Source organism: Dysosmobacter sp. Marseille-Q4140 (assembly GCA_018228705.1).
In the GTDB taxonomy this organism is placed as follows: domain Bacteria; phylum Bacillota; class Clostridia; order Oscillospirales; family Oscillospiraceae; genus Oscillibacter.
This window is the reverse complement of sequence record CP073694.1, coordinates 2,195,608-2,209,459: the sequence shown is the minus strand read 5'-3', so window position 1 is coordinate 2,209,459 and position 13,852 is coordinate 2,195,608. Positions and strand designations below refer to the sequence as shown.

Sequence of the window (13,852 nt, the reverse complement as noted above, 5' to 3'; positions counted from 1 at the left end):
ATCAGCGGCGCCGGCTCTTGTTTTCTCTCAGCGAAGGACCCGCACGCAGCGGTCGATCAGAGTCATATAGACCTCGTCTCCCTCGGTGAAGCGCTCTGTCAGCTGGGGGTTGTAGACCTCCACAATGGTGGGCTGGTCACCCAGCATGACCTCGTACTCCACCTTGGCACCGTAGTAGGTGGCCCGGGATACCCGGCCCGGCAGCTGGCCCTGGTCGGCGGAGAGCTGGATGGACTCCGGCCGAACCGCCAGGCAGCAGGGGCCGTCCTTCTGGACATCCTGCATCTTGCCGGGAACGGGGATGGAGATGGTCTTGCCCCCCACCTCCACCAGGGCGGTCTGGCCGTCCAGTCCGCGGAAGGTGCCGTCGATGAAGTTGGCCTTTCCGATGAAGTTGGCCACAAAGCGGCTGTTGGGCTGCTCATAGATCTCCGTGGGGGAGCCCTGCTGGCAAATGACGCCGTCCTTCATGATGACCACCCGGTCGGAGATGGCCATGGCCTCGGACTGATCGTGGGTCACGTACAGGGAGGTGATGCCCAGCCGCTTCTGGAGCGCCCGCAGGTCATCCCGCATGCTCTCCCGCAGCTTGGCGTCTAAGTTGGACAAAGGCTCGTCAAACAGCAGCACGCTGGGCTCGATCACGACAGCACGGGCCAGGGCCACCCGCTGCTGCTGGCCGCCGGATAGCTGGTTGGGGAACCGCCGTTCCAGCCCCTTGAGCTGCATCATCTCCACCACGCCGTTGGTCCGCTCCACCAGCTCGCTCTGGGAGACCTTGGCCACCTTCAGCCCGTAGGCGATGTTCTCCCAGATGTTCAGGTGGGGAAACAGGGCGTAGCTCTGGAACACCATGGAGATGCCCCGCTTGTTGGGGGGGACCTTGGCCACGTCCCGGTCGCCGATCAGAACGCTGCCGCTGGTGGGATACTCAAAGCCGGAGATCATCCGCAGGGTGGTGGTCTTGCCGCAGCCCGAGGGGCCCAGCAGCGTCACCATCTCCCCGTCCTGGATGTGGAGGTTGATGTGATCCACCGCCACAAAGTCCTTGCCGGTGTCCGGCTGCTGGAAGATCTTGGTCACATCTTTCAAAATTACGCTGGAGCTCTTCTTGCCCAGGCGTTCCGTGGTCTGATTGCTCATTTCGTTTCCTCCGTTTTCTCAGGGTTTGCGCCGACGCCCTTGGGCACCCGGGACCGCGGTGCCAGCAGCAGGTTGATCAGGCCGTTGAAGATGCCGATGAATACCAGCAGAATGACCACCATCATGGTGACGAAGGCCGCCGCCTGGCTGTACTTGGCCTGGTCGAACAGGGTATAGATCTTGCTGGTGACCAGGTTCCACCGGGGCGAGACCAAGAAGATGACCGCGCTGACGGCGGTGATGGCCTTCACAAAGGAGTACACGATACCGGAGAAAAAGGCATTGCGCAGCATAGGCAGCGTGATGCGGCGGAAGGAGTAGCCGCTGCCGGCGCCCAGGATGGTGGAGGCCTCCTCAATGGAGTTGTCGATCTGCAGCAGCGTGGTGGTACCAGACTCGATGGCCACCGGCATGTTGCGGAACACGAACACGATCACCAGAATGGCGGCGGTGCCGGTCAGCACCAGGAAGCCGGTGTTGAAGGCCAGGATATAGGCGATGCCCAGCACGGTGCCGGGAACCGCGAACATCAGCACGGAGGACACCTCGATGAACCGCTTGCCGTAGTAATTGCGCTTGGCGGTGATGTAGGCGATGACCATGCCCAGAAGTCCGCCCAGCAGCGCGGCCACAAGACCCAGGATCATGGAGTTTTTCAGGCTGTCCCAGCCCTGCTGCAGGGCCCGGCTGTACTGGTCCAGGGTCAGGGAGTAGTTGTAGCCCCACGTCTGGACAAAGGAGCCGAAGACCACGGTGCCGTAAAAGAGAATGATGACGGCAGCCACCAGCATACAGAAGATGAACAGGGGCCACTTGATGTGGGCCTCGTCCATCAGCTTGCGGGCCTGAGTGGGCTTGCCGGTGACGGTGACGAAGCTCTTCTTGTTGACCCAGTACTTGTTCAGCAAAAAGGCCACCATGGCAGGCACCAGCATCAAAAGGGCCAGGGCGGAGCCCTTGCGCATATCGTAGCTGCCGTTGATGATCTGGTAGACCTCCACGGAGAGGGTGGTGAAGTCGCCGCCGATGGTGGCGGGGTTGGAGAAGTCCTCCAGGGACTGGATGAACACCAGCAGGCACCCGGAGATGATGCCCGGCAGGGACAGGGGGAAGGTCACCGTCCAGAAGGTATGCCACCGGCTCGCGCCCATGTTGCAGGCGGCGTCCTCCACCGAGGCGTCAATGGAGGAGAGAATGCCGGATAGGGTCATGTAGGCGATGGGGAAGAAGCTGATGACCTGCACCACCACCAGACTGCCCATACCGTAGACGTTATTGCCCGTGATCCCCAGCAGCTCCTTGGTGATGAGCCCCTGCTTGCCAAAGAGGAAAATGATGGACAGGGACAAAATGAAGGGCGGGGACAGGATGGGCAGTGTGGCAATGGTTTTGAGAAAGCCCTTGCAGGGCACGTTGGTGCGGGTGATGGTGAAAGCGAAAATATAGCCGATAAAGGTGGAGATCACCGCCACCACCACGCCCAGGGCCATGGTGCGGCCGAAGGTCTTGAGATACCGGGTGGTGGTGAACAGCTGCTTCAGGGAGGCCAGGGAGACCGCGCCGGACTCATCCGTGACGCTGAAGAGCAGCACCTTGGCCAGGGGGAAGATGACGAAAAGCACCAGAAGGGCAATGGTGGCCAATACGGCGATCAGCAGCACCGGCTGGCGCAGAATCATTTTCGTCTCATTGCGCTTTTTCAGACGGGCGGCACTCTTTCCGCCCGTTCCGGGAGAATTTGCCATGTATGTTCCTCCTGCGTTTGATGGATTCCCTTGGAAAGGGGCCTTCCCCCCGTGAAGGGGGGAAGGCCGAAGCTTTCGAAAAAGCGAAAAATCTTGTGCGGCGGGAAGGAAGAGAGTTACGAGAGGAACCCAGGAAGGGTTCCTTTCGTTTTCAATCGTCCGTTTTTGCGCCTTTTGGAAAGGCGCAAAAACCTTACCCAGCCCGTTGAAAAAATTTTTTCAACGGGCTGGGCCTTCCCCCCGTGAAGGGGGGAAGGCCGTCAGGTATTTCAAAGAATTATTCCGCGGGAGCGCCGGCGATGTTGGCCTCGAACTGCTCGGTGAAGGCGGTCTTGTTCTCGGCGGCCCAGACGGCGTCATAGTCGATGACGGCCACAGAGTCCAGGGTCACCAGGCCCTCGGCCGGGGTGGCCTGGGTGTTGACGGGCACCCGGAAGGAGTTGTTCTCGGCGTACAGGTTCTGACCCTCAGCGGAGCACATGAAGTCGATGAACTTCTTGGCGTTCTCCTGCTGATCGGCGGGGCCGCCCTTGATCAGAGCCATGGCGCCCACCTCGTAACCGGTGCCGTCAGTGGGGAAGCTCAGCTCGATGGGATAGCCCTCCACGGTGGGCTGCAGGCCGTCGTGAGAGAAGGTCAGAGCAATGGCAGCCTCGCCCAGCGCCACGGAGTTGGGGGCGTTGGCGCCGGATTTGGTGTACTGGGACATGTTCTTGTCCAGTTCCTTCAGGTAATCCCACACAGCGTCCTCGCCCTTGAGCTGGATCAGCGTGGCCAGCACGGTGTAGGCGGTGCCGGAGGTGGCGGGGTGGGCCATGATGACCATGTTCTCATACTTGGGATCCAGCAGGTCGTCCCAGCTGGTGGGATAGTCGTAGCCCTTCTCGGCAAACCACTCCTTGTTGCAGGCAAAGGCGATGGCGCCCACATAGATGGGGTTCCAGGTGCCGGTGGGGTCGATGTAGGTCTCAGGGGCGTTTTCCAGCTCCGGAGACTGATAGGGCTCCAGCAGGCCCTGGTCCACAGCGGCGATGTAGTTGTCGGTGGAACCGCCGAACATCAGCGCAGCCTGAGGATTGTCCTTCTCAGCCGCCACGCGGGTGAGCATTTCACCGGCGGACAGGCGCAGGGCGTTGACCTTGATGCCGGTTGCCTCCTCAAAGGCGTTGAAGTAGTAGGCCACCTCGGCCTCGGGGAACGCGGTGTAGACGGTCAGCTCATTGCTGCCGGAGGCCTGTGCCTCGCCGCCGTCGCTGTCGCCGGCAGGCGCCGTGTCTCCGCCGCCTCCGCAGGCAGCCAGGGCCAGCAGCATCATCGCAGAGAGGAGCAGTGCCAAAAAGCGCTTCGTTTTTTTCATCGTACAGCCTTCCTTTCTTGTCCGTTGGGGGTAAAGTGGGATGTGGTATCCACGACCGCATGGATCGGAAACCGTTGTGGTACCGTCCTCTCCCGGAGGGCGGCAAAGCGGTCCGCCGCAAATGCGCAAATGTAAGCGGATACATTGAAGATTCCGCAGCAAAAACGGCGGGAAGGGGCAATGCAATGGGTACTCGGTGCTTTTTGATGGACCCAACCAGATTCAACGCAAGGAAATCCTTCTATTTTCCGGCATCAAGAACTCCGGCAGCATTTAAAAAAAGCGCCCGAAGTTGAGTGGAAACGCAAGAAAAAGTCTTTAAAAATTCAGATCGCTTTACTTTTTCTTCGTTTTTCCCGAAAAAAGGAATTTCAACTAAAAAGTTTTGTTTTTTCAATCGCCCTCCCCTTCTACTGTGAAAATATACAAAAAATAGCAAATTAAAGCGCTTTTTTGTGTGTCTTTATCATAGCAGATAACAGAAAGCAATGCAAGCCTATCTTTTCCTTGAAACCGCTTACATTTCCAGTTGGCTTTTATCTGTCCGCAGCGTTTCTGGACAGGCGGCCGGTTCTTGTGGTAAACTGTCCCCATCAGCTGAAGGAGGTGCCGCCATGCCGGTGAATGTCAAAGGGATGATCGCCGATACGTTCATGCAGCTGTCCCGGGAGAAAAATGTGGACAAGATCACAGTCAAGGACCTGGTGGAACGGTGCGGCATTTCCCGGCAGACCTTTTACTATCACTTCCAGGACCTTCTGGAGGTCATCGAGTGGTCCATGCAGCAGGCCTTTCAGACCCTGCTGACACGCAGCCTGTCCTCCGACGACCCGGAGGCGGTCCTCCGGGACTTCATCTCCGCCTCCGCCGAGGCGGACGTGCTGCTGCAAAAGCTGCTGCATTCTCAGCGTCGGGAGCAGATTGAGGGGATCATGGTGCGCTCTGTCCGGACCTACCTCCAGGAGCTGCTGCGCAGCAAGGGGGCCCGGAACAATCTCTCCTATGAGGACACAGAGATCGCCCTGAGCTTCTGCGCCTGCGGTATCGTGGGGCTGCTGCTGGAATACGGCGGGATCTGCCCATGGCGGTCCCGCCGTCCGTCTGCTATAACCATATATCAAAGGAAGCCGCTGAGAGGAGATGGGGCCAACGTATCCCAAGGAAGAGATTTTTTCCGGCAAGCTCCGGGAGCTGGCGCGGCAGCAGCAGCAGACGGCAGCGCAGTTCCGCCGGTATGAACAGGCAGATCTGCAGCAGATCCGCCTGGAGCTGGAGCAGCTGCAACAGGAGGAAGCGGATGCGGAGCGGCGCCTGCGGCAAAGCGCCGACACCGGCCGCTCCCCGGCGGTAGCGGCCCTGTCCCGGGCCCAGCTGGACTACCTGCGCCGGGTCCGAATCATCTTGCAGGAAAAGCTGCCCGGATATCTCCACAGCGAGGGAGCCGACGCGCTGGAGGACCAGGCGGAGGCGGCGTGCCTCTATGGTGAATACGCCATGGACGCGGCCGCCCAGGCCATACACCATGCCCTGTTTGCGGCGCTGCGGGCCAAGGAGCTGCGGATGCGCTGCCAGGAGCAGGCATCATCAAACCACACCGAGGAGGAATCCACATGAACGAAGTGAAGTCACCCAAAAAGCCTCTGCTGTACTATTACGGCATCGTACTGCTGGTACTGATGCTCTTCAACTTTCTGGCCATGCCCTGGCTGGCCCAGCGGCAGGTGCGGGAGGTGGACTACGGCACCTTTATGACCATGACCGAGGAAAAGCAGATCGGCCAGGTGGAGGTGCAGGAGAGTCAGATCCTTTTCACCGACAAGGACAGCGGCCAGATCTACAAGACCGGCGTCATGGACGATCCGGACCTGATCTACCGGCTGAAGGACTCCGGCGCGGTGTTTGCCAGCGAGATCGTGGAGCAGATGTCCCCCTTCCTCTCCTTCCTGCTGAGCTGGCTGCTGCCCATCCTGATCTTCGTGGGGCTGGGGCAGCTGATGTCCCGGCGGATGATGAACAAGGCCGGCGGCCCCAACTCCATGATGTTCGGCGCGGGCCGCTCCAGCGCCAAGATCTACGTAAAATCCGCCGAGGGCATCAAGTTCTCCGACGTGGCCGGTGAGGACGAGGCCAAGGAGAGCCTCACCGAGATCGTGGAATACCTCCACAACCCCGGCAAGTACAGGGAGATCGGCGCTTCCATGCCCAAGGGCATTTTGCTGGTGGGCCCTCCGGGCACCGGCAAGACCATGCTGGCCAAGGCCGTGGCCGGCGAGGCCAGCGTCCCCTTCTTCTCCATCTCCGGCTCCGAGTTTGTGGAGATGTTCGTGGGCATGGGCGCCAGCAAGGTCCGGGACCTGTTCCGCCAGGCCAAGGAGAAGGCCCCCTGCATCGTCTTTATCGATGAGATCGACGCCATCGGCAAAAAGCGGGACGGCCAGATGGGCGGCAACGACGAGCGGGAGCAAACGTTGAACCAGCTGCTCACCGAGATGGACGGCTTTGAGGGCAACACCGGCGTCATCATCCTGGCCGCCACCAACCGTCCCGAGTCCCTGGATCCGGCCCTGACTCGTCCCGGCCGCTTCGACCGCCGGGTGCCGGTGGAGCTGCCGGACCTGAAGGGCCGGGAGGAGATCTTAAAGGTCCACGCCAAAAAGATCAAAGTGGCGGACGACGTGGATTTCCGCCAGATCGCCCGGATGGCCTCCGGCGCCTCCGGCGCGGAGCTGGCCAACATCATCAACGAAGCGGCCCTGCGGGCTGTCCGGGACGGGCGGCGCTTTGCCACCCAGTCCGATCTGGAGGAGAGCATCGAGGTGGTCATCGCCGGCTACCAGAAGAAAAACGCCATCCTCACGGACAAGGAGAAGTGGACCGTGGCCTACCACGAGATCGGCCATGCCCTGGTGGCCGCCAAGCAGAACCACTCCGCCCCGGTCCAGAAGATCACCATTATCCCCCGGACCTCCGGTGCCCTGGGCTACACCATGCAGGTGGAGGAGGGCAACCACTACCTGATGACCAAGGAGGAGATCGAAAACAAGATCGCCACCTACACCGGCGGCCGCGCAGCGGAGGAAGTGGTGTTTGGCACCATCTCCACCGGCGCCTCCAACGACATTGAACAGGCCACCAAACTGGCCCGGGCCATGATCACCCGGTATGGCATGAGCCGGGACTTCGACATGGTGGCCCTGGAGACGGTACACAACCAGTACCTGGGCGGCGACGCCTCCCTGACCTGCTCCGGCGAGACTGCGGCGGAGGTGGACCGGCAGGTGGTGGACCTGGTGAAAAAGCAGCATGAAAAGGCGGCGTCCATCCTGCTGGAGAACCGGGAGAAGCTGGACGAGCTGGCCAAATTCCTCTACGAAAAGGAAACCATTACCGGCGAGGAGTTCATGCAGATCCTGAACAAGTAAGACGGCAGTCAAAGCCGGTGCCAGGCGCCCAAAGCATCTGGCCGGGCCCCAGTTTCGGAGGTCCCGTGTCAAAAAATTCGCGGCAGCATCCGGCACCCGCCGGCCGGAGTCGTGCCAAACGGCAGCCCGTCGATATTTTTTCCTTGTCCGGCGCGATCCCAAATGCAGAAATAAATTGCAGCCTGGAATATCCAGGCTGCAATTTTCATTACGCCAGTCCGAACAAGGCGCACAGCGGGATCAGCAGCAGCGTCTCCACGATAGGCGCGATGACCGACACCACGCACACGTGCCAGTAGCCCTGCCGGTGCGTGGTATGGCTGTGGTTGAGGATATTGCACATAAAGCCGCTCTGGGGGGTAGAATCCAGGGTGCTGGAGGCCTCCACGATCACCCGGTGCAGTGCCTCGGCGTTGACGCCCATAGCCAGGAACCGCTCGCCCAGGATGGGACAGACAATCGCCATGCTGCCGGAGGAGGAGTTCATGACGCCTGCCATGAGCATGGTCGCAATGCCGGCGATCAGCAGAGGGTTCCCATCCAGGTTCAGCACGAAATCCGTGATCTCCTGGAAGGCGGGGGTCGCAGCCACCACCGCGCCGTAGCCCGCGGCAGCGGCGGTGATGGAGATGGTCTTTAATCCCGCAAAGACACTGCCCTGCACCTCGGCGCTGATCTCCTTCAGGCTGTGAGGCATGTGCTTGAAGTAAAAGATGAAGGCGGCCACCACCCCGGCCAGCAGAGAGGTAACGATGGGCTGCTTGACCACATTCAGCACCACCAGGATGACCAGCATCGGCAGGACAGAGGCCAGCACAGAGGGGCCGGCGGCTTCTCTCGTCACTTCTGCCGCGGCGTTCTCCCCCTCCAGTTCCTCAAAGTGTTCGCCGCGGTTCTTGGCCCGCTTGACCACCCACATCACATAGGCCGTGCAAAGGGTCAGCTTCAGCACCGTGGAGATCATGCCCGGAACTGTTGCTGCGGCCACTGTGGTACCCAGGTAGACGGTGGGCGTGGCGTTCTGGATGGAGGGCGTGAAGGGGGCGGTCATGGTACGCCCACACAGCCGGCAAAAGAAGCGGCCGGGAAAAATTTGCGGGGGATGTCCGCCTTGCGGAACATGGCCAGAGGGTGCATGGTAAACATGGCCACAAACAGGTTCACGCTGTCCAAGGTCAGGATGATACCCATAATAATCAGGCCGACGATCGCAAAGCGGTCGCCAAAGGCCCGGAAAATAAAGGTGGAAAAGCTGTTGGCCGCGCCGCTGATCTCCACCAGCTTTCCGAAGAGCGCGCCCAGCATAAACAGCAGGAAGAAGTCCCGCACGTAGTTCCCGAAGCCTGTCATATAGGGGGCAGTGATGCCCTCATACAATCCCATCCGCCGGGTCAGCAGCAGGAAGATGGATGACAGGATGGCGGCAATGACAATGGGGACGTTTTTCAAAACCAGCGCGATGAACAGCGCAATAGCCAGCAATAAAAACAGAATGTTCATTCAGCAGCCTCCTGGTTTGACACTGGGTAGACCCTGTGTTCCAGTGCATGCACGCCATGACCGGGGATGATTTTGATGTGCCCGGATCGCTCCAGCGCTTCGATCTTTTCGTAGGTTTTGAAGTAAGCCTTCACATCGGAATGCAGTCCGCCGATGATGTGCGGAAGTTTTCCGTTGCCCTCCCAGTTTTCATATATTCACCTTGTCACCGGCGGGGGAGTGTGCGATTTCCAGCAGCTTCATCTTACAGGACCTCCTCCACATAAGAGGTTTCAATGTCCTCACGGGGGAACAGAACGGACAGCACGGCCACCAGCTCTGTAATGTGGCGCTCCATTCCGCCGCAGTTGGCGGGCCTGTCGATGGTAAAAGCATCCACCTCGTTGAAGATCATGGTGAGCGTCTCCTTGTCGGCGTCGCGCTCGGCAACCCGCAGCCGCAGTTCCAGCGGCTCGGTGCCGCCGGGGAAGCCCTCGGACAGATCCCTGGGATACAGGGAGTTGTAGCCGATGATGTCCACCCGATGCTCGGCGGGATGATAGTAGGTCTCGCTGATCTTCTCCACCGTCTGCACCGCCAGCACAGTGCGCTCAAAGCACTTGGGTCCGCCGAAGCTCAGTCCGCAGCTGCCGATGTAGCCGTCCTTGTATCCCACGCTCGCCTCCAGCGTGTCAGTCCGGGGACGACCCGCGGCGCCGCTTACCCGGACGCGGTCTTTTCCAACCTGCTCAGAGGAGACGTTGAAAAAGTCCGCCACGCAGTCGGGAGTATAATAGCAGGCCGGAGCACGGATCTCATAGATCAGCTGCTCGGAGCAGGTCTGCACCTTCACGCGGCCGCCGGTCCCCTCCAGCTCCCCAGTAATCCACGCCCATCGCCCTGGTTTCCGGCCAGGTCAAAGCCGCCCGGATCGAGAGTGCTCCGGATCCGCCCCCCACCTCCAGCATGGAGCCCTCTCTCTGGCAATCAAGATGGGAGAGCACGGTCCGGTGTACCTGTTCCATGATTCCGCCGCCCCCAAAGGCATACTGCCGCCGGATCCACGTGATCCAGCCCAGCAATCCCAGCAGGGCCGCCGTAATCACCGCGCATACAGCGCCCGCAGCGGTCACCCGGAAAACCGCAAAGGAGATGACCGTCAAAGCGGCAGCCAGTATAGTTATGCCGCCGAGGATATAAAATACCGGATTTGACATCCAGTTTCCATAGTCCTCTCCGTGGGTACCCAGGGAAATCCTCTCCTGTTCCGCTTTTGTTGTCCTCAAACGTAACTCCTGCTTTCCAAAACAAAAAATTTATTCGTTTGCCATGTTGTCTTGCCAAACACGGCAACATCTGCTATAATTATAGTTAGCTTTAACTAACACATCAAGCAACTGATTTTTGAAGCCGCACGCATCCCCATAAGTGATCATTGACGGCTGATCGCGTACGTGCTATATTGATTTGCAAATCATTCGCAAATTGGAGCAGGGCACGCCGGCCAACAGCGCCGTGCTCAGGTCCCGCGCCCGATGCGTGCCCTTTTGGCATGGCCCTCCCGCAAAGCGGATATCCCGCGCCGCGAGAGCCGAAGAGCTTTGAGCCGGTCATCTCCAATCCCATCCCGCACGGCACGTGTCAGTGCCGTGCGCGGTCCATAAGTATATCGTACAGAGGAGGGAGAAGAACTTGACAAAACGAATGCGTTTTGCTGCCGTCTGTGGAGCGGCGCTGCTGATCGCAGCCCTGATCTTCTCCGCATTCTTTGTGGCCGCTGAGGCTGACCACGACTGCAGCGGCGATCATTGCACCATATGCCACCAGGTCCAAATCTGCCAGGTCCTGCTGGAGCAGCTCTCCACGGCTCATGCGGCATCTGCCGCTGCGGCGGTGCTCTGCTTCTTTACCCTGCTTCTCGCCCCGCGGCCGCAGAATGCGATTGTCGTACCTTCGCCGGTCTTGCTGCGGGTAAAACTGCTGAATTAAACAGAAACCACAGACAAGGGGACGAGTCTGCCCAATCGGGGCAGGCTCTCTTGGCGCACGCCTGGATCCCCTTGTATTTTTGCGCCCTTTTTTCAGTTTCTGTATCAATTCGGAGGTTTTATCGATATGAAAAAAATAGTCTGCATGTCCCTTTCTCTCGCGCTGGCAATGGGAGCGCTGACCGGCTGTCAAACCCCTTCCGCTTCCAAAAGCAGCGGTGAAAAGCTGCGGATCGTCACCACCATCTTTCCCGAATATGACTGGGTCCGGGAAATTCTAGGGGATCAGGCCGACCGCGTGGAACTCACCATGCTCCTGGATGACGGCGTGGATCTCCACAGCTTTCAGCCCACGGCCGACGACATGGTGGTTATCTCCAACTGCGACCTGTTCCTCTATACAGGGGGAGAGTCGGACGACTGGGTGGAGGACGCTTTGACCAACTCCGCCAACCCCAACCGGGCAACAATGGATCTGATGGACATTCTGGGGGACGCTGTAAAAGCAGAGGAGATGGTTGAAGGGATGCAGGAAACCGAGCATCATCACAGCCATGAGGAGGACCACGAGGAAGACCACGATCATGAAGAAGACCATGATCACGAGGAACACGACCATGATGACGAGCACATCTGGCTCTCCCTGCGGAACGCCGCTGTGCTCTGCGGCGCCATTGCCGATACTCTGGGAGCCATTGACCACGAGCATCAGACCACCTACGCAGAAAATGCCGCCGCATACATTCAAAAACTGATCGACCTTGATGGGCGGTATCAGGCTGCTGTGGACGCCTCTTCCACCCGCACGCTGCTCTTTGCCGACCGTTTTCCGTTCCGGTATCTGGTAGACGACTACGGGCTCACTTACTATGCGGCATTTTCCGGCTGCTCGGCGGAAACGGAGGCCAGCTTTGAAACGGTGGTCTTCCTGGCCGGCAAGGCGGACGAGCTGTCGCTGCCCTGCGTGCTGACCATCGAGGGGACTACCCACGGCATTGCCGAGACGGTGGTCGGCAATACCAGCGGGAAGAACCAGGAGATTCTCACGCTGGATTCCATGCAGTCGGTGACAGCCGCCGATGTTGCGGCCGGAGCCAGCTACCTCTCCATTATGGAACAAAACCTGGAAACCCTGAAGGCTGCGCTGCGCTGAGAGGAATTCCATGATCCAGATGAACTGCCAGGGCCTGACCCTGGGCTATGATTCCGTCCTGGTCCGGGATCTGAGCTTTACCATCCACGCCGGAGACTATCTGTACATCCTGGGGGAGAACGGAACGGGGAAATCCACACTGATGCGGACCATCCTGGGCCTTCTGCCCCCCTTGGAGGGGTCCGTGGTCCTGGGCGGAGGCGTGCTCCCCGCTGAAATCGGCTATCTGCCCCAGCAGACCCAAGCCCAGCGGGACTTTCCCGCCACAGTTTGGGAGGTGGCCCTTTCCGGCTGTCAGGGCCGGTGCGGCCTGCGCCCCTTTTACACCCGGGCGGAAAAGGACCTGGCCCGGCAGTCCCTCCGGCGTATGGATATGGAGCGTCTTTCCGGGCGCTGTTATCGGGAGCTGTCGGGAGGCCAGCAGCAGCGGGTGCTGCTGGCCCGGGCTCTTTGCGCGGCCCAAAAAATGCTGCTGCTGGACGAGCCGGTATCCGGCCTGGATCCGTCCGCCAGCCGGGAGCTGTATCAGGTGATCTCCCAGCTTAACAAACACGACGGCGTCACGATCCTTATGATCTCCCACGACGTGCAGGCCGCGCTTTGTCACGCCAGCCATATTCTCTGTCTGGGGGAGCAGGTGTTTTTTGGCCCCCGGGACGCCTTTGTCCGGTCCGCACCCGGCCAAAGGTATTTGAAGCAGAGAGGAGGGGTCTGCCTTGGCGGCGCTGATTGAGAAGCTGGTCCAGTACTGGGCTTATCCCTTTGTGCGGTACGCCCTTGCGGTGGGGGTGCTGGTGGCCCTGTGCGCCTCCCTGCTGGGGGTGACCCTGGTCCTCAGGCGATTTTCCTTTATCGGAGACGGCTTGTCCCATGTGGCCTTTGGCGCCATGTCGGTGGCATCCGTTTTGAATCTGACTTCCGACATGCCCCTGGTCATGGGTGTCACCGTGCTGTGCGCCGTCCTGCTGCTGGGCACGGGCCGCAGCGCCAGGGTCAAGGGCGACGCCGCCATGGCCATGCTCTCGGTGGGCGCCTTGGCGGTAGGCTACCTGGTGATGAACGTGTTTTCCGCCTCCGCAAATCTGTCCGGAGACGTGTGTACGACTTTGTTCGGCTCCACATCCATCCTCACCCTCACGGAAACAGAGGTATGGCTGTGCGTGATCCTGTCGGTTTTGGTCGTGCTTTTGTTTCTCTTCTTTTATCACAAGATCTTTGCCGTCACCTTTGACGAGAGCTTTGCCTCCGCCACCGGAACCAGGGCGAAGCGATACAACCTGATCCTTGCCGTGGTGACGGCGGTGGTCATCGTAATGGCCATGAATCTGGTGGGATCTCTGCTGATTTCGGCTCTAGTGATCTTTCCGGCCATGTCCGCCATGCGGCTGTTCAAAAGCTTCCGCGCCGTCACGCTCTGCGCCGCCGTTTTCTCTGTCTGCTGCACTGCCGCCGGGATCCTCACGTCTATTCTGGCGGGCACACCAGTGGGATCCACCATCGTTGCCGTGCAGATCCTGCTCTTTGCCCTTTGTTCTCTGGCCGCACGGATCGGAAGGAGGTAAGCC

The 13,852-nt window shown here is 59.9% G+C and carries 15 protein-coding genes and 1 pseudogene; 7 read left to right on the top strand and 9 right to left on the bottom strand.

The window, feature by feature from the left end; translation table 11 throughout:
• Positions 1-27: 27 nt before the first annotated feature.
• The 4 genes from KFE19_11005 to KFE19_10990 all read right to left on the bottom strand — a co-directional run bounded on the left by KFE19_11005 (position 28) and on the right by KFE19_10990 (position 4,642).
• Positions 28-1,143, bottom strand: a complete 1,116-nt coding sequence (locus tag KFE19_11005; protein ID QUO36940.1) for an ABC transporter ATP-binding protein — start codon at positions 1,141-1,143, stop codon at positions 28-30.
• Positions 1,140-2,888, bottom strand: a complete 1,749-nt coding sequence (locus tag KFE19_11000; GenBank protein ID QUO36939.1) for an iron ABC transporter permease — start codon at positions 2,886-2,888, stop codon at positions 1,140-1,142. Before KFE19_11000 ends, KFE19_11005 begins: the two co-directional genes overlap by 4 nt.
• 277 nt (positions 2,889-3,165) lie before the next feature.
• Positions 3,166-4,245 carry an ABC transporter substrate-binding protein gene (locus KFE19_10995; GenBank protein QUO36938.1) on the bottom strand — a complete coding sequence of 360 codons (1,080 nt, stop codon included), beginning with the start codon at positions 4,243-4,245 and terminating at the stop codon, positions 3,166-3,168.
• Between the two features lie 241 nt (positions 4,246-4,486).
• A complete protein-coding gene (locus KFE19_10990; GenBank protein QUO36937.1) occupies positions 4,487-4,642 on the bottom strand; it encodes a hypothetical protein in 156 nt (51 codons plus the stop codon).
• Positions 4,643-4,859: 217 nt separating this feature from the next.
• Here KFE19_10990 and KFE19_10985 point away from each other — a divergent pair, with 217 nt between their 5' ends.
• Genes KFE19_10985 through ftsH form a run of 3 tightly spaced genes read left to right on the top strand, consistent with a single transcriptional unit; the run spans position 4,860 to position 7,667 of the window.
• Positions 4,860-5,483, top strand: a complete 624-nt coding sequence (locus tag KFE19_10985) for a TetR family transcriptional regulator (GenBank protein ID QUO36936.1) — start codon at positions 4,860-4,862, stop codon at positions 5,481-5,483.
• A complete protein-coding gene (locus tag KFE19_10980) occupies positions 5,386-5,859 on the top strand; it encodes a hypothetical protein (protein QUO36935.1) in 474 nt (157 codons plus the stop codon). The genes KFE19_10985 and KFE19_10980 overlap by 98 nt, the downstream gene beginning before the upstream one ends.
• A complete protein-coding gene (ftsH, locus tag KFE19_10975; protein QUO36934.1) occupies positions 5,856-7,667 on the top strand; it encodes an ATP-dependent zinc metalloprotease FtsH in 1,812 nt (603 codons plus the stop codon). The genes KFE19_10980 and ftsH overlap by 4 nt, the downstream gene beginning before the upstream one ends.
• Before the next feature lie 68 nt (positions 7,668-7,735).
• Here ftsH and KFE19_10970 read toward each other — a convergent pair whose 3' ends face one another.
• From KFE19_10970 to KFE19_10950, 5 genes and pseudogenes are all read right to left on the bottom strand, one after another.
• Positions 7,736-7,876, bottom strand: coding sequence for a hypothetical protein (locus KFE19_10970; GenBank protein ID QUO36933.1), 141 nt, complete (start codon positions 7,874-7,876; stop codon positions 7,736-7,738).
• The gene (locus KFE19_10965) at positions 7,876-8,718 is read right to left on the bottom strand and encodes a TRAP transporter large permease subunit (protein ID QUO36932.1); all 843 of its coding nucleotides are present in this window, start codon (positions 8,716-8,718) and stop codon (positions 7,876-7,878) included. The genes KFE19_10970 and KFE19_10965 overlap by 1 nt, the downstream gene beginning before the upstream one ends.
• A complete protein-coding gene (locus KFE19_10960; GenBank protein ID QUO36931.1) occupies positions 8,715-9,167 on the bottom strand; it encodes a GntP family permease in 453 nt (150 codons plus the stop codon). The genes KFE19_10965 and KFE19_10960 overlap by 4 nt, the downstream gene beginning before the upstream one ends.
• A gap of 244 nt (positions 9,168-9,411) precedes the next feature.
• Positions 9,412-9,999 (bottom strand): acyclic terpene utilization AtuA family protein, encoded by a 588-nt coding sequence (locus KFE19_10955; GenBank protein ID QUO36930.1) that lies wholly within the window; start codon positions 9,997-9,999, stop codon positions 9,412-9,414.
• A gap of 19 nt (positions 10,000-10,018) precedes the next feature.
• Positions 10,019-10,432 (bottom strand): annotated as a pseudogene (locus KFE19_10950) (SAM-dependent methyltransferase).
• A gap of 406 nt (positions 10,433-10,838) precedes the next feature.
• Between KFE19_10950 and KFE19_10945 the strand changes: the two are divergent.
• The 4 genes from KFE19_10945 (at position 10,839) to KFE19_10930 (ending at position 13,849) form a co-directional block, all read left to right on the top strand.
• Positions 10,839-11,135: a hypothetical protein gene (locus KFE19_10945; GenBank protein ID QUO36929.1), complete on the top strand. Its 297-nt coding sequence runs from the start codon at positions 10,839-10,841 to the stop codon at positions 11,133-11,135.
• Positions 11,136-11,261: 126 nt separating this feature from the next.
• Positions 11,262-12,287 (top strand): zinc ABC transporter substrate-binding protein, encoded by a 1,026-nt coding sequence (locus KFE19_10940; protein ID QUO36928.1) that lies wholly within the window; start codon positions 11,262-11,264, stop codon positions 12,285-12,287.
• A gap of 10 nt (positions 12,288-12,297) precedes the next feature.
• Positions 12,298-13,020 carry an ABC transporter ATP-binding protein gene (locus KFE19_10935; GenBank protein ID QUO36927.1) on the top strand — a complete coding sequence of 241 codons (723 nt, stop codon included), beginning with the start codon at positions 12,298-12,300 and terminating at the stop codon, positions 13,018-13,020.
• Complete coding sequence (locus KFE19_10930) at positions 13,004-13,849, top strand: metal ABC transporter permease (GenBank protein ID QUO36926.1); 846 nt, start codon at positions 13,004-13,006, stop codon at positions 13,847-13,849. Before KFE19_10935 ends, KFE19_10930 begins: the two co-directional genes overlap by 17 nt.
• Positions 13,850-13,852 lie beyond the last annotated feature (3 nt).

Bases quoted from the DNA above. Each gene is read 5' to 3' on its own strand.
- ftsH (QUO36934.1), top strand. From the start codon at position 5,856: ATGAACGAAGTGAAGTCACCCAAAAAGCCTCTGCTGTACTATTACGGC.
- KFE19_10980 (QUO36935.1), top strand. From the start codon at position 5,386: ATGGGGCCAACGTATCCCAAGGAAGAGATTTTTTCCGGCAAGCTCCGG.
- KFE19_10970 (QUO36933.1), bottom strand. From the start codon at position 7,876: ATGAAAATTGCAGCCTGGATATTCCAGGCTGCAATTTATTTCTGCATT.
- KFE19_11005 (QUO36940.1), bottom strand. From the start codon at position 1,143: ATGAGCAATCAGACCACGGAACGCCTGGGCAAGAAGAGCTCCAGCGTA.
- KFE19_10960 (QUO36931.1), bottom strand. From the start codon at position 9,167: ATGAACATTCTGTTTTTATTGCTGGCTATTGCGCTGTTCATCGCGCTG.
- KFE19_10935 (QUO36927.1), top strand. From the start codon at position 12,298: ATGATCCAGATGAACTGCCAGGGCCTGACCCTGGGCTATGATTCCGTC.
- KFE19_10985 (QUO36936.1), top strand. From the start codon at position 4,860: ATGCCGGTGAATGTCAAAGGGATGATCGCCGATACGTTCATGCAGCTG.
- KFE19_10995 (QUO36938.1), bottom strand. From the start codon at position 4,245: ATGAAAAAAACGAAGCGCTTTTTGGCACTGCTCCTCTCTGCGATGATG.
- KFE19_10940 (QUO36928.1), top strand. From the start codon at position 11,262: ATGAAAAAAATAGTCTGCATGTCCCTTTCTCTCGCGCTGGCAATGGGA.
- KFE19_11000 (QUO36939.1), bottom strand. From the start codon at position 2,888: ATGGCAAATTCTCCCGGAACGGGCGGAAAGAGTGCCGCCCGTCTGAAA.
- KFE19_10965 (QUO36932.1), bottom strand. From the start codon at position 8,718: ATGACCGCCCCCTTCACGCCCTCCATCCAGAACGCCACGCCCACCGTC.